Below are 13,662 nucleotides of genomic sequence, written 5' to 3'. Positions count from 1 at the left end.
AGAAAAGCAGGTCGCCCGCCCGGGCGAGACCCGGCTCCGGGAAAAAACGATCAGCCCTCGATCTTCCCCAACCGAGACTCACGAAGCCGGCTAGGCGCCAAAGCCCCAGCCGATTCAAGAATCGGATAGGCAATCGAACAGATATGCGAATTGATCCGCTTCAAATCGCTGATCAAGTCGATGTGCAGCGAACTCGTCTCGATGCTGAGCGTCGTTCGATCCGACAACCGGTCCAGGTGCGTCGTCGCATACGCCCGCTCCAAATCACGAAACCGCGCCTTCTCTTCCAGGAGCTTCTGCGCATCCCGCACATTGCCGTTCAGGAACACGCTCATGCTCAATCGCAGGTTGGCGATGAGCCGCCCATGCAGCTCCACGATCTCCGCCATCCCCGCGGCCGAGAAGTTGCGCTGCGGCTTGATCTTCTTGTCCTCGATGTCGATGATCACGCGCTCGATGATGTCGCCGATCTGCTCCATGTTGATCGTGAAGCTGATGATGTCCGTCCAGCGCCGGCTTTCCTCTTCGCCCAGCGCCTCGCGCGAGATGCGCGTCATGTAGTACTTGATCGCCGAGTACAGCTCGTCCACCGTGTCGTCGAGCTGCCGCAGCTCCTGCGCCAGCCGCAGGTCGTTGTTGCGGATCACGTCGAGCGTGCCGATGAGCATGGTCTCCACGATGTCGGCCTGGTGCAGCGCCTCGCGCGCGGCATTCGAAATGGCGAGCGAGGGCGTCGACAGCGCCGACGGATCGAGGTGGTGCGGCCGGCTCGTGCCCACGGGCTGCGGCGGCACGGGCAGCAGGCGTGTCACGAGCTTGGCAACCCATTGCGTGAGCCCGATGAAGCCGATGCTGATCACCACGTTGAATGCCAGGTGGAACAGCACCACGCCATGCGTCTGGTTCGGCAGCTCGGGCTGCACGTAGCGGATCCACAGGCCGACGAACGGCGTGACCAGCGCGACGCCGAGGGCCTTGAACAGCAGGTTGCCGACCGTCACCTGCCGCACCGACACGGCCGATCGGGCCGTGGTCAACACCGCGAGCAGCCCGCTGCCGAGGTTGGCGCCGAGCACGAGGCCCAGCGCCACGTCGAGCGGTACCACGTTCGAGCTCGCCATGGCCGCCACCAGCAGCACCACCGCCAGGCTTGAATAGGCCACGATGGCCAGCGCCGCGCCGAGGGTGATTTCGAGCAGCACGTCGCTGGTGATGGACGCGAGCAGCGCGCGCACGGCCGGCGACGAAAACAGCGGCTCGGTGGCCGCAACCACCAGCTGCAGCGCCAGCAGCATCAGCCCCAGCCCGATCAGCACCCGCCCCACGCGGCCCGCCACGGTGGCCGAGCGCGTGATGAACAGCACCACCCCCACGAAGATGAACATCGGCGAGAGCCACGAAAGGTCGGCCGAGAACAGCACCGAGATCAGCGCCGTGCCGATGTCGGCGCCCCGCATCACCGCGAGTGCAGCCGGCAGCGTCACCAGGCCCTGCCCGACGAAGGAGGAGGTCATGAGCGACGTGGCCGTGCTCGACTGCACGAGCGCCGTGACGCCGATGCCCGAGAGCGCGGCCGTGAAGCGGTTGCGCATGCTCTGCACGAGGATCTTGCGCAGGTTGGCGCCGAAGACGCGCAGCACGCCGGTGCGCACCAGGTGCGTGCCCCACACCAGCAGGGCGACGGCCGCAAGCAGATTCAGGAGGTGCTTCATGGAGGGTGGGTTCTGACCTTTCTCTTGTTTTCGTTTTGGTTCGTTTCAGCCCCATTTTCCACAAGTAGCGGCTTCAGTCGATCAGGGCTCCGTTGTCGTGGAAAGGATAAGGGCCTTCGAAGCTCCCGCAGGCCGCCAGGTGGGTGACGAGCCGGCGCCCGGCCGGGGACCAGGCATGCACGCGGAAGGCGGGCGGCTCCAGCGTCCAGGCCGAGGCGGCGTCGGGTGCGAGGTCGAGGCAGACCTGGTGTGCCTGCGCGGGCGAGGTCGAGGCGATGGTGCCACCGAAGCGCACGTCGATGGCACGGTGCAGGTGGCCGCAGATCACGCGCTCGACGTTCGTGTAGCGGCGCAGCAGGGCTTCGAGCGCGTCGGCGCCCTCGAGCAGGCCGATCTCGTCCATGTGGCCGATCAGCGTCTCGAAGGGCGGGTGGTGCATGGCGACCACCACGGGCTCGTGGCGGCAGGCGTCGAGCTGGGCTTCGAGCCAGGCCAGGCGTTTATCGCACAGCGTGCCGTGGCTGGCGCCGGGCACGCAGGTGTCGAGCGTGAGCAGCCGCAGGTCGCCCACGCGCACCGAGTACTGGACGAAGCCGTGCGTGCCGGCGCCCGTGCCCAGGTAGGCGTGGCCGGGGAAGCTGCGGCGCAACTGGTCGCGGTCGTCGTGGTTGCCGGGCAGCAGATAGACAGGCATCGCCAGCGGCGCGAGCAGGCGGGCCAGGTGCTCGTACTCGGCGGCGCGGCCGAAGTCGGTCAGGTCGCCGGTGATCACCACCGCGTCGGGTGGCTGGCGCAGCGCGAGCACCGACTGCACGGCGCGCGCGAGGTACGGCGCGGTGTCGATGCGGCCATAGGCCAGCCGGCCGGGCTCGCGGATGTGCAGGTCGGTCAGCTGGACCAGGAAGGTGTGGGGGTTCGCGGTTGTCGTGGTCATGCGCTGGTTTCCTGCGAGGTCATCAGGCGCTCGGCGGGAATGCGCAGGCCCACCGCGTCGCCCGGCCCGAAGGGGTTGTCGCGCCCCACGTCGGCCACCAGCATGGGCTGGTCCTGCACGCGCAGGTGCAACTGCACGCGGTCGCCCAGGAAGGTGCGGCGTTCAACGGTGGCGCGGCCCCAGCCGGCTGTGTCGTCGGGCGGGGGCACGCCGACTTCGATGTCTTCGGGGCGCACCAGCAGCGTCGCATGCTGCTGCCAGGACGCGGGGCAGGGCAGGTACGAGCCTCCGAGTCGGACAACGCCTTGCGCGATGGCGTCGGCCGCACGCTCCAGCCGGTTGACCCGGCCCAGGAACTCGGCCACGAAGGGGTGCGCGGGCGCGCGGTACAGGTCTTCGCCGCGGCCGACCTGCACGATGCGCCCGGCGCGCATCACCGCGAGCCGGTCGGCGATGGCCAGCGCCTCCTGCTGGTCGTGCGTGACGTGGATGGCCGTGATGTGCAGGCGGCGCAGCAACTCGGCGAGTTCGTCGCGCAGCGATTCCTTGAGCTTGGCGTCGAGCGCGGCCAGCGGCTCGTCGAGCAGCAGCACGCGCGGGCGCACGGCCACGGCGCGCGCCAGGGCCACGCGCTGGCGCTGGCCGCCCGAGAGTTCGGCGGGGCGCTTGTTCTCCAGGCCACCCAGGCGCACGAGATCGACCAGTTCGCCCACGGCACGCTTCTCTTCATCGGGCGACACGCCGCGGATGCGCAGGCCATAGCCGATGTTGGCCGCCACCGTCATCTGCGGAAAGAGCGCGTAGCTCTGGAACACCATGCCCACGCCGCGGTGCTCGACGGGGCGCTGCGTGACGTCCTGGTCGCCGAACACGATGCGGCTGCCGGCGTCGGGTGCTTCCAGCCCCGCGATGAGGCGCAGCAGCGTGGTCTTGCCGCAGCCCGAGGGGCCGAGCAGCGCGAGCACCTCGCCGGCCTCGACCTTGAGGCTGGTGGGCTGCAGGCCGCGCGTGCCGTCGGCGTACGTCTTCGCGCAGTTCGAGATGTCGACGGGGATGCGTTCAAGTTCCATGGCGTTTCTGCATCAGGTTGGCAAGGTATTGCAGGCCCCACAGCACGGGAAGGATCACTGCGAAGAAGACCAGCGTGTAGGCCGATCCGATCTCGATGCGCATCGAGGCATAGCTGTCGGCCAGGCCCACGGGCAGCGTGCGCGTGAGCGGCGTGTGCAGCATCCACGTCAGGTTGAACTCGCCCACCGACAGCGTGAACACCATCAGGCTGCCGGCCACGATCGCGGGGAACACGGCGGGCACGAGGATGCCCATGAAGCGCTGGCGGAAGTTCGCCCCCAGCGAGCGCGCGGCCTCTTCGAGCGCGAGCAGGTCGTCACGCTGGAAGGCCGAGCTCACAGTGCGCACCATGAAGGGCAGCGTGAAGACGATGTGGCCCACGAGGATGAAGGCGAAGCTCTGGCGGAAGGCCGTGAGCTGGCCGTAGGCGAGGATGAGCGCGAGCGCCGTCGCCAGGCCCGGCACCGCGACCGGCAAGGTCAGCAGCTCTTCGAAGATGCGCGCCGCGCGCGAGCGGCTGCGTGCCAGCGTGTAGGCGCAGGGCACGCCGATCAGCACGGTGCACACGACGCAGGCCACGGCCAGCGCGAGCGACCAGCCGACGGTGCCGCCGTAGTTCTCCCACACCTCGCCGAGCCAGCGCAGCGTGAGGCCGCTCTTCAGGCCCGCGCTGTAGTTGTTGACGAGGCCGGCCATCACCGACAGCAGCATCGGCGCGATCATGAAGAGGCTCACGATCACCGTGATGGCGAGCAGGAAAGGGGCGCGGGGTTGCGAAGGGGTCTTCTTCATCATCGGGCGACCGGGTTGGCGCCGAAGCGGCGCGCCACGAAGAGCACCAGCCAGGTCACGACGCCCAGCGAGATCGACAGCGACGCGGCGAGCGCGAAGTTGGCGTAGTTGGTGAACTCGTTGTAGATGGTGATGGGGATCACCTCGAACTTGCTGGCCAGCGTGAAGGCCGTGCCGAAGGCGCCCATCGAGGTCGCGAACAAAATGGCGCCGCAGGCCAGCGTGGTGGGCGCGAGCTCGGGCATCCACACGTCGCGCGCCACGCGCAGCTTCGAGGCGCCGAGCGAACGTGCGGCTTCCTCGAGCTGCGCGTTCATCGACTCGGCCGCCGCGGCATAGGTGGCAATGGCGCGCGGCAGCGAGAAATACAGGTACGCCAGGAACAGGCCGAGCAGGCCGTAGGCGAAGGTGATGCGCTCGCCGACCAGCGCGTCGCTCAGGTCGGCCACCACGCCCTGGCGCCCGCCGAGCAGGATGACGAAGAAGCCGATGATCACGCCCGGGAACGACAGCGGCAGCGTGAGCAGCGACAGCAGCATGCGCTTGCCCGGGAAGGCGTGGCGCGCGAGGTAGATGCCCACCGCCGCGCCCAGCACCAGCGTGGCCAGCGTCACCGCCACCGACAGCGCGACGGTGTTGGCCATGCTGTGCAGGTAGCGCGCATCGGTCAGCACTGCGAAGTAGGTGGCGGCGCCCTTGTCGGCCGGCAGCGCGAGCAGGCGCACCACCGGCAGCAGCCAGAAGGCCGCGAAGAAGACGGCCGCCGGCGCGACGCAGGCCAGCAATCGCCAGCGCGGGTTCCAGGCGTTGGAGGAGGTGGTGGTGCTGCGTGTCATCGCGCGCGGCGCCGGATCAGCGCACTTCCTTCAGGTATTGATCGGAGAAGGCGCGCTGCGACTCGGCCATGCGGGCGTAGTCGACGGTCTTGGCCCGGGCGTAATCGCTGGCGGGCAGGAACTGCGCCTCGATCTCCTTGGGCATCGCGCTGGCGCGCACCGGGCGCAGGTAGGCCTTGGCCCAGATCGCCTGGCCTTCGTCGGACAGCGTGAAGTCGAGCACCTTCTTCGCATCGGCTGCGTGCGGGGCCTTGGCGACCAGACTCATCACGTAGGGCACGGCCAGCGTGCCTTCGCTCGGGATGACGAAGGCGACGTTGGCCTTGTCCTTGTACTTGGCGCGGTAGGCGTTGAAGTCGTAGTCGAGCAGGATCGCGATCTCGCCCGACAGCACGCGGGCGTACGAGGTCTGCTTGGGCACGATGGGCTCGTTCTTCTGCAGTGCCTTGAAGTAGTCGATGGCCGGCTTGAAGTTGTCGAGTGTGCCGCCGCGCGCCTGGTTCACCGCCACGGCACCCACGTAGCCCACGAAGGCCGAGGCCGGGTCGAGATAACCGATGAGGCCCTTGTACTCGGGCTTGAGCAGGTCGGCCCACGACTTGGGCACCGGCTTGCCCTTGAGCGCGTCGACGTTGACCATGAAGCCGAGCGTGCCCGAGTGGATGGTGAACCAGTTGCCTGCGGGGTCCTTCAGGCCGTCGGGGATGTCTTTCCAGGCGGCCGGCTTGTAGGGCTCGACCACGCCGTCTTTCGCGGCCTGCACGGCGAAGGTCACGCCGAGGTAGGTGACGTCGGCCACCGGGCTGGCCTTTTCGGCGACCAGCTGAGCGAGCGACTGGCCCGAGTTCTTGTTGTCGGCCGGCACGGTGATGCCGGTCCTGGCCTTGATGGCCTTGAGCTGGGTGCCCCAGTCGGCCCATTCGGTCGGGCAGTTGTAGCAAATGGCGGTCTGGGCCATGGCGCCGCCGGCGGCGACGAGGGCGGCGGCCAGCACGCCGAGGCGGGCGAATCGATGAAAGCGTAGGGACATGGAAGAACTCCTGGGAGGGGTGGTGAGGTCAGGACACTGCGGCGTCGTTGTCTTCGCGCGCATTCGCGCACGACTCGCCGTCTCGGAAGGCATGGGGCAGCAGCAGGCTCGCGCCGGCCTGCAGCGCGCGGCCACCGGCGATCGCCTGCGCCAGCAGCTCGACGCTGTGGCGACCGATGTCGCTGTTGGGCTGCGCGATGGTGGTGAGCGCGGGCGTGAGGTCTTCGCCGAGCGCGATGCCGTCGAAGCCGACCACGCTGAGGTCGTCGGGCACAGCCAGGCCGCTCAGGTGCGCAGCGCGGATGCTGCGGATGGCGAGCAGGTCGTTCGAGCAGATCAGCGCGGTGGGGCGGCGGTGCGGGCGCAGCGCGGCGCACAGCGCATCGACGGCGGTTTCGACGAAGGGCACTTCGATGAGCGGCGGCGCGTCGAGGCCGGCCTCGGCCATGCCGCGCTGGTAGCCGCGGTAGCGCTGCTGCGCGCGGTCCGACGCGGCCAGCGTGCCGCTGACCATCGCGATGCGGCGGTGGCCCAGCAGCACGAGCCGCGTGACCGCATCGGCCACCGCGCCTTCGCTGTCGACCGACACGCAGGGATGGTCGGCGTGCCGGTTGTAGGCCAGCACGTAGGGCACGGCGGCGGCCTGCAGGCGCTGCAGCGCGGCCGAGGTGGACGGGTTCGACACCACAAGGATCAGCCCATCGACGTTGCCCGCCAGCAGCAGCTGGACGGCGCGTTCTTCCTCGTCGAGCCGGTAGCCCGTGGTGACCGGCAGGATCGCGTAGCCGCCCGCCACAGCCGCGCGCGCAATGCCCTGCAGGCATTCGGCGAAGGTCGGGTTCAGCAGCGTGGGCAGCACCACGCCGAGCGTGCGGCTGCGCTGGGTGCGCAAGGTGCGGGCGCTGGCGTTGGGCAGGTAGTTGAGCTCGCGCGCCACGCGCTCGACCAGTTCGCGCGTGGCCGGCGTCACCTTGTCGGGGAAATTGAAGGCGCGCGAGACCGTGGCCACGGAGACCCCGGCCTGGGCGGCTACGGCTTGGATGCTCATCGTGCGGGGTCCGTGGTGGGGTTCATGTAATCGATTACATTGGGCCGGCGCAGTATGACTTCGCGATGACAGGGCAGGGAAGTGGGGAGAACCCCGGGGCCGCCGGCGCAGCACGCGGCCCAAAGAAAAAGGGGCCCGTGGGCCCCTGTGGTCTCGAGAACTGGCTTACTTGCCCCGGCGCACCCGCCGGATCTCGTCGACGATGAGGCAGATCGCCCCGAGCGTGATGGCGCTGTCCGCCGCGTTGAACGCCGGGAAGTACCAGTTGCCCCAGTGGAAGCTCAGGAAATCGACGACGTAGCCGTGCATCATGCGGTCGACCACGTTGCCGATGGCGCCACCCAGGATGCAGGCCATCGCGAACGAGAAGAGCTTCTGGCCCGCGTGCGACTTCAACATCCAGACGATGAAGATCGCCGCCGCCACGCCGATGGCCGTGAAGAACCAGCGCTGCCAGCCCGAGTGGTCGGCCAGGAACGAGAAGGCGGCGCCCGTGTTGTGCGCGCGCACGACGTTGAAGAAGCTCGTCACGTAGGTCGCGTCGCCGAGCTTGTAGTAGCCCAGGATCAGCGTCTTGGTGAACTGGTCGATGATCACGATGATCGCCGCCAGCCCGAGCCAGGGCCAGATGCCGGCCCCGCGCGAACGCGAGGCCGACGAAGCGGAACGTGCGGTCGCCATCAGGCCACGCTGCGCGATTCGCCCGCGCCGAACAGGTTGCTCGTGCAGCGGCCGCACAGGGTCGGATGCGCCGGGTCGTGGCCCACGTCTTCGCGGTAGTGCCAGCAGCGTTCGCACTTGGGCGCGGTGCTCGGCGTGACCACGGTCGACAGCGTGTCGCCCGCCGCCAGTGCCACCGCCGAGGCGATGAACACGAACTTCAGGTCGTCGCCCAGCGAGCCCAGCAGCGCGAGGTCGTCGGCCGGTGCGTTCAGCTGCAGGGTGGCCTGCAGCGAGGAGCCGACCTTGCCTTCGGCGCGCACCGCCTCGATGTCCTTGTTGACGCCGTCGCGGATCTCGCGGATGCGGCTCCACTTGGCGAGCAGTGCCTCGTCGGGTGCGGCGAACTGGCTGTAGGTCTGCGTGAAGATCGACTCGCCCGGCTTGCCGGTGCCCACGATCTTCCAGGCCTCTTCGGCCGTGAAGCTCAGGAACGGCGCCATCCAGCGCAGCATCGCCTGCGAGATGTGCCACAGCGCCGTCTGCGCGCTGCGGCGCGCCAGCGAGCCCGGGGCCGTCGTGTAGAGGCGGTCCTTCAGGATGTCGAGGTAGAAGCCGCCCAGATCTTCCGAGCAGTAGATCTGCAGCTTGGCCACCACCGGATGGAATTCGTACACCTGGTAGTGCGCGAGGATCTCGGCCTGGAACTGCGCCGCACGCGAGAGCGCATAGCGGTCGATCTCGAACAGCTGGTCGAGTGGCACCGCGTCTTTTGCGATGTTGAAGTCGCTGGTGTTCGCGAGCAAAAAGCGCAGCGTGTTGCGGATGCGGCGGTAGGCGTCGACGACGCGCGCGAGGATCTTGTCGTCGCCCGCGATGTCGCCCGAGTAGTCGCTCGCGGCCACCCACAGGCGGATGATTTCCGAGCCCAGCTTGTTGCTGATTTCCTGCGGGTCGATGCCGTTCTTGAGCGACTTGCTCATCTTGATGCCCTTGGCATCCACCGTGAAGCCGTGCGTGAGCAGGCCCTTGTACGGTGCGCGGTCTTCCAGCATGCAGGCGATCAGCAGCGACGAGTGGAACCATCCGCGGTGCTGGTCGTGGCCTTCGAGGTACAGGTCGGCCTCGGGGCCGGTCTCGTGGTGCACGTTGGGGTGCGTGCCGCGCAGCACGTGCGAGAAGGTCGAGCCCGAATCGAACCACACCTCGAGGATGTCGGTGCTCTTGGTGTAGCTCGGTGCGTCTTCCGCGCCCAGGATGTCTTCGACGGTGACGCGGCTCCAGGCCTCGATGCCGCCCTTCTCGACGATGTCGGCAGCCTGGTCGAGGATTTCCATGGTGCGCGGGTGCAGCTCGCCCGAATCCTTGTGCAGGAAGAACGGGATCGGCACGCCCCAGCTGCGCTGACGGCTGATGCACCAGTCGGGCCGGCCGGCGATCATGTCGTGCAGGCGGGCCTTGCCGTTCTCGGGATAGAAGCTGGTCTGCTCGATGGCGTCGAGCGCGGTCTGGCGCAGCGTCTTGGGTGCCTTGTCCTTTGTGAACACACCTTCGCCCTCGTCCATGCGCACGAACCACTGCGCGGCCGCGCGGTAGATCACCGGCGTCTTGTGGCGCCAGCAGTGCGGGTAGCTGTGGGTGATGGTCTCGGTGGTCAGCAGGCGGTTGGCGTCGCGCAGCGCGGCGATGATCACCGGCACGGCCTTCCAGATGTTCTGGCCGCCGAACAGGGGGAAGTCGGGCGCGTAGCTGCCGTTGCCCTGCACCGGGTTCAGGATGTCGTCGTACGCCACGCCGTGGGCGATGCAGGAGTTGAAGTCGTCCACGCCGTAGGCGGGCGAAGAGTGCACGAGGCCGGTGCCGTCGGTGGCGGTGGCGTAGTCGGCCAGGTAGATGGGCGACAGGCGCTGGTAGCCCGCATCGACGTCGTACAGCGGGTGCTCGAATTCGAGCCCGCCCAGGGCCTCGCCCTTGACGGTGGCCAGCACCTTGCCGTCGAGCGCGTAGCGCGTCATGCACATCTCGACCAGCGAGTTGGCCAGGATCAAGAGGCCCCGCTCGGTGTCGACCAGCGAGTACTCCAGCTCGGGGTTGAGGTTGATCGCCTGGTTGGCCGGGATGGTCCACGCGGTGGTGGTCCAGATCACGGCGAAGATGTCTCCGAGGATCGTGTGGTCGGTGCCGAAGGCCTTGAGCACCTTCTCGCGCTCGTGCGCCTTGAAGGCCACGTCGATGGTCTGGCTCTTCTTGTCGGCGTATTCGATCTCGAACTCGGCCAGCGAGGAGCCGCAGTCGAAGCACCAGTACACGGGCTTCAGGCCCCGGTACACGAAGCCGCGTTCGATCACGCGCTTGAAGGCGCGCAGTTCGCCGGCTTCATTGGCGAAGTCCATCGTCTTGTAGGGGTGGTCCCATTCGCCCAGCACGCCCAGGCGCTGGAAGTCGACCATCTGCTGGGCGATCTGCTCCGTGGCGTAGGCGCGGCTCTTGGCCTGCATCTCGTCGCGGCTCAGGTTGCGGCCGAACTGCTTTTCGATGGCGTTCTCGATCGGCAGGCCGTGGCAGTCCCAGCCGGGCACGTACAGCGCGTCGAAGCCTTCGAGCTGGCGCGCCTTGGTGATCATGTCCTTGAGGATCTTGTTCACCGCGTGGCCCATGTGGATCTGGCCGTTGGCGTACGGCGGGCCGTCGTGCAGGATGAACTTGGGCGCGCCGTGGCGGGCGTCGCGCAGGCGGTGGTAGCGGCCTTCGTCGTTCCATTCCTTCACCCAGCCCGGTTCGCGCTTGGGCAGGTCGCCGCGCATCGGGAAGGGGGTGTCGGGCAGGTTCAGCGTGGAACGGTAATCTTTGGGGGAAGCAGCGTCAGACATGTTGGGTGCGGCGAAACAGAGGGGCTTCGACAGGCTCAGCCCGAACTGCATTGAGCGGTCGGTGCGGAAGATATAGCCGTTCGCCCTGAGCTTGTCGAAGGGCGGCAGCACGGGGCGTGCAGGGCTAAATTCGGTCGCGCGTGGTCTGGCGGTGGGTCTCGGCGTGGGTCGATGCGAAGAACGCGCGTGCGTCGCGACCATCCTTCGCGATGCCCGCAGTGAGGGCTTCGAGGCTGGTGTAGCGCAATTCGTCGTGCAGTTTGTGCAGGAGTTCCACGCGGACGATTTTACCGTAGGCCCCTTCGGCCCCCAGATGCGAGGGCCACTCCAGGCAATGCGTCTCGAGCAGCACGCGCCCGCCGTTGACGTCGTTGGCGTCCAGCGACGGCCGCACGCCGAGGTTGGCCACGCCGGGCAGCGGCTGGTCGGCCAGGCCGTGCACCAGCACCGCGAAGATGCCGCTGGCGGCCGGTTTCCAGTGCTTGAAGCGCAAGTTGAGCGTGCGAAAGCCGTCGTCCTTGCCCGGCGACGAAGCGCCCAGCGCCCGGCCCAGCTTGCGGCCGTGGACCACGTGGCCCGAGATCGTGTACGGGCGGCCCAGCAGCGTGTGGGCGTCGGCCATGCGGCCTTCGGCCAGCGCCTCGCGCACGGCCGAACTGGACACCCGCAGGCCGTGCACCTCGTAGCTGTTCATGCGCGCCACGTCGAACCCGTGGGTTTCACCGGCCGCATCGAGCATGGCGTAGTCGCCGGCGCGCTTGGCGCCGAAGCGGAAGTCGTCGCCCACCAGCACGTAGCGCGCGCCCAGTCCGTCGATCAGCACGTTCTGGATGAAGGCCTCGGGCGACTGGGACGCCAGCCGGCCGTCGAAGGGCAGCACGATGGTCTGGTCGACGCCGCAGGACGCCAGCTCGGTCAGCTTGTCGCGCAGCGTGCCGATGCGCGCCGGGGCCAGGTCGGGTTTCTTGGTGATGGCGGCGAAATAGTCGCGCGGGTGCGGCTCGAAGGTCAGCACGCAGCTGGGCAGCCCGCGATGGCGGGCCTCGGTCTGCAGCAGCGCCAGCATGGCCTGGTGGCCGCGGTGGACGCCGTCGAAATTGCCGATCGTGAGGGCGCAGGCCGGAGCTACGCCCGGGTGTCGGAAGCCGCGGAAAACCTGCATGGGAGAGTATCTTTTTGATAGCGCCTGATGCCCGTCGTATGGGCAAATCAGGCCGATTTGTCACAAAGCCGGTATATTGTGACGCAGTGGGTGGGCTGGCGTGAGTCGCCAACGCATTCCGAGTCTCTGGTCTCTGCGTGTTTTTCTCGTTTCGAGGAGGCGTGTGTGAAGGTCTTGAAGCTGTCGGCCCAAGGGCTGCCCCAGTCATGGATATCGCTGGAACAGGCGGTGATCCACTACGCAGCGGACGAAGTCCGCTGGGAAGTGGGCGCGCAGGTCGCCGTGTTCCGTGGCGGCCACAACGCGGTCACGGGCGAGCAGTCGCAGATCGCGATCAACAGCATCATCGGCACCAAGGGCGTGCCGCGCATCAACCCCTTCGCGCAGCGTCCGGGCCTGACCAACAGCAAGCTGTTCTCGCGCGACCGCAACATCTGCGCGTACTGCGGCGGCCATTTCCACGAAGACGAACTCACGCGCGAGCACATCATTCCGTTCGCGCAGCGCGGCATCGACACCTGGATGAACGTGGTCACGGCCTGCAAGCCCTGCAACCACCGCAAGAGCAGCCGCACGCCCGAGCAGGCGAACATGCCGCTCCTGTACGCGCCCTACGTGCCGAGCCTGTGGGAAGACTTCATCCTGCGCAACCGCCGCATCCTGGCGGACCAGATGGAGTTTTTGATGGCGCACCTGCCGCAGTCGTCCCGGTTGCACGACACCTGAAATCAAAAAAGAGGCTTCGAGCCTCTTTCTTGATTCAGCCTTTCCAGGCCGGCGGCCGTTTCTCGATGAAGGCCTGCACGCCTTCCAGCGCGCTCTCGTCCATCATGTTGCAGGCCATGGTCTGGCTCGCGTCGGCCAGCGCGGCCTCGATGCCGGTCTCGAGCTGGCGATAGAACAACGCCTTGCCCAGCGCGAGTGCCGTGCGGGGCTTGGCGACGATGCTGGCGACCAGTGCCTCGACGGCGGCGTCGAGCCCTTCGGGCGGCGCGACCCGGTTGACCAGGCCTTTCTCGCGCGCTTCGTCGGCGCTGATGAATTCGCCCGTCACCAGCATCTCGAAGGCTTGCTTGCGCCCGAGATTGCGCGACAGCGTGACGCCCGGCGTGGCGCAGAACAGCCCCACGTTGACGCCGCTGACGGCAAAGCGCGCGTCGCTCGACGCCACCGCCAGGTCGCACACGGCGACCAGCTGGCAGCCGGCGGCGGTCGCGATGCCGTGCACGCGCGCGATCACCGGCACGGGCAGCCGCTGGATCGACAGCATCATCGCGCCGCACCGGTCGAACAGCTGCTGGTAGTAGCCGAGCGAGGGGTCGGCGCGCATCTCCTTCAGGTCGTGGCCCGCGCAGAAGGCCTTGCCCGCCGCCGCGATGACGACGGCGCGCACCGTGTCATCGGCGGCGATGGCGCCGAGCGCCTGTTCGAGCGCGCCCAGCATGCCTTCGGAGAGCGCGTTGAAGGCAGCGGGGCGGTTCAGCGTCAGCGTGACCACGCCGCGCGCGTCGCGTGCCGTCAGGACAAAGGGGGACGTGTCGTTCATG

Annotated in this window: 12 protein-coding genes; 1 reads left to right on the top strand and 11 read right to left on the bottom strand. The window is 68.0% G+C overall.

The window, feature by feature from the left end:
* Positions 1-50: 50 nt before the first annotated feature.
* From ASD34_RS02545 to ASD34_RS02500, 10 genes are all read right to left on the bottom strand, one after another.
* Positions 51-1,712: a Na/Pi cotransporter family protein gene (locus ASD34_RS02545; RefSeq protein WP_056572347.1), complete on the bottom strand. Its 1,662-nt coding sequence runs from the start codon at positions 1,710-1,712 to the stop codon at positions 51-53.
* A 73-nt stretch (positions 1,713-1,785) separates the two neighbouring features.
* Positions 1,786-2,646, bottom strand: a complete 861-nt coding sequence (locus ASD34_RS02540) for a phosphodiesterase (RefSeq protein ID WP_056572341.1) — start codon at positions 2,644-2,646, stop codon at positions 1,786-1,788.
* Positions 2,643-3,716 (bottom strand): ABC transporter ATP-binding protein, encoded by a 1,074-nt coding sequence (locus ASD34_RS02535; protein ID WP_056572340.1) that lies wholly within the window; start codon positions 3,714-3,716, stop codon positions 2,643-2,645. Before ASD34_RS02535 ends, ASD34_RS02540 begins: the two co-directional genes overlap by 4 nt.
* A complete protein-coding gene (locus ASD34_RS02530; RefSeq protein ID WP_056572337.1) occupies positions 3,706-4,509 on the bottom strand; it encodes an ABC transporter permease in 804 nt (267 codons plus the stop codon). Before ASD34_RS02530 ends, ASD34_RS02535 begins: the two co-directional genes overlap by 11 nt.
* A complete protein-coding gene (locus tag ASD34_RS02525) occupies positions 4,509-5,345 on the bottom strand; it encodes an ABC transporter permease (protein ID WP_056572335.1) in 837 nt (278 codons plus the stop codon). The genes ASD34_RS02530 and ASD34_RS02525 overlap by 1 nt, the downstream gene beginning before the upstream one ends.
* Positions 5,346-5,361: 16 nt before the next feature.
* Positions 5,362-6,375 (bottom strand): ABC transporter substrate-binding protein, encoded by a 1,014-nt coding sequence (locus ASD34_RS02520; protein ID WP_056572333.1) that lies wholly within the window; start codon positions 6,373-6,375, stop codon positions 5,362-5,364.
* A 28-nt stretch (positions 6,376-6,403) separates the two neighbouring features.
* Entirely contained in the window at positions 6,404-7,423 is a 1,020-nt protein-coding gene (locus ASD34_RS02515; protein WP_056572332.1) for a LacI family DNA-binding transcriptional regulator, read from the bottom strand.
* A 165-nt stretch (positions 7,424-7,588) separates the two neighbouring features.
* Positions 7,589-8,104: a signal peptidase II gene (lspA, locus tag ASD34_RS02510; RefSeq protein WP_056572330.1), complete on the bottom strand. Its 516-nt coding sequence runs from the start codon at positions 8,102-8,104 to the stop codon at positions 7,589-7,591.
* Entirely contained in the window at positions 8,104-10,953 is a 2,850-nt protein-coding gene (ileS, locus tag ASD34_RS02505) for an isoleucine--tRNA ligase (RefSeq protein WP_056572472.1), read from the bottom strand. Before ileS ends, lspA begins: the two co-directional genes overlap by 1 nt.
* A 124-nt stretch (positions 10,954-11,077) precedes the next feature.
* Positions 11,078-12,115 carry a bifunctional riboflavin kinase/FAD synthetase gene (locus ASD34_RS02500; protein WP_056572328.1) on the bottom strand — a complete coding sequence of 346 codons (1,038 nt, stop codon included), beginning with the start codon at positions 12,113-12,115 and terminating at the stop codon, positions 11,078-11,080.
* A 165-nt stretch (positions 12,116-12,280) separates the two neighbouring features.
* Between ASD34_RS02500 and ASD34_RS02495 the strand changes: the two genes are divergently transcribed.
* Positions 12,281-12,841 carry an HNH endonuclease gene (locus tag ASD34_RS02495; protein ID WP_056572326.1) on the top strand — a complete coding sequence of 187 codons (561 nt, stop codon included), beginning with the start codon at positions 12,281-12,283 and terminating at the stop codon, positions 12,839-12,841.
* A gap of 34 nt (positions 12,842-12,875) precedes the next feature.
* Here the strand turns inward: ASD34_RS02495 and ASD34_RS02490 are convergent, their stop codons facing one another.
* A complete protein-coding gene (locus ASD34_RS02490) occupies positions 12,876-13,661 on the bottom strand; it encodes an enoyl-CoA hydratase (protein WP_056572324.1) in 786 nt (261 codons plus the stop codon).
* Position 13,662: the final 1 nt, after the last annotated feature.

Source organism: Variovorax sp. Root473 (assembly GCF_001426505.1).
In the GTDB taxonomy this organism is placed as follows: Bacteria; Pseudomonadota; Gammaproteobacteria; order Burkholderiales; family Burkholderiaceae_C; genus Variovorax.
This window is presented reverse-complemented; position numbering and strand designations above follow the sequence as displayed.

Excerpts from the sequence above, each read along its gene's own strand:
- ASD34_RS02490 (WP_056572324.1), bottom strand. The coding sequence starts at position 13,661 with ATGAACGACACGTCCCCCTTTGTCCTGACGGCACGCGACGCGCGCGGC.
- ASD34_RS02530 (WP_056572337.1), bottom strand. The coding sequence starts at position 4,509 with ATGAAGAAGACCCCTTCGCAACCCCGCGCCCCTTTCCTGCTCGCCATC.
- ASD34_RS02535 (WP_056572340.1), bottom strand. The coding sequence starts at position 3,716 with ATGGAACTTGAACGCATCCCCGTCGACATCTCGAACTGCGCGAAGACG.
- ASD34_RS02540 (WP_056572341.1), bottom strand. The coding sequence starts at position 2,646 with ATGACCACGACAACCGCGAACCCCCACACCTTCCTGGTCCAGCTGACC.
- ASD34_RS02515 (WP_056572332.1), bottom strand. The coding sequence starts at position 7,423 with ATGAGCATCCAAGCCGTAGCCGCCCAGGCCGGGGTCTCCGTGGCCACG.
- ASD34_RS02520 (WP_056572333.1), bottom strand. The coding sequence starts at position 6,375 with ATGTCCCTACGCTTTCATCGATTCGCCCGCCTCGGCGTGCTGGCCGCC.
- ASD34_RS02500 (WP_056572328.1), bottom strand. The coding sequence starts at position 12,115 with ATGCAGGTTTTCCGCGGCTTCCGACACCCGGGCGTAGCTCCGGCCTGC.
- ileS (WP_056572472.1), bottom strand. The coding sequence starts at position 10,953 with ATGTCTGACGCTGCTTCCCCCAAAGATTACCGTTCCACGCTGAACCTG.
- ASD34_RS02545 (WP_056572347.1), bottom strand. The coding sequence starts at position 1,712 with ATGAAGCACCTCCTGAATCTGCTTGCGGCCGTCGCCCTGCTGGTGTGG.
- ASD34_RS02525 (WP_056572335.1), bottom strand. The coding sequence starts at position 5,345 with ATGACACGCAGCACCACCACCTCCTCCAACGCCTGGAACCCGCGCTGG.
- lspA (WP_056572330.1), bottom strand. The coding sequence starts at position 8,104 with ATGGCGACCGCACGTTCCGCTTCGTCGGCCTCGCGTTCGCGCGGGGCC.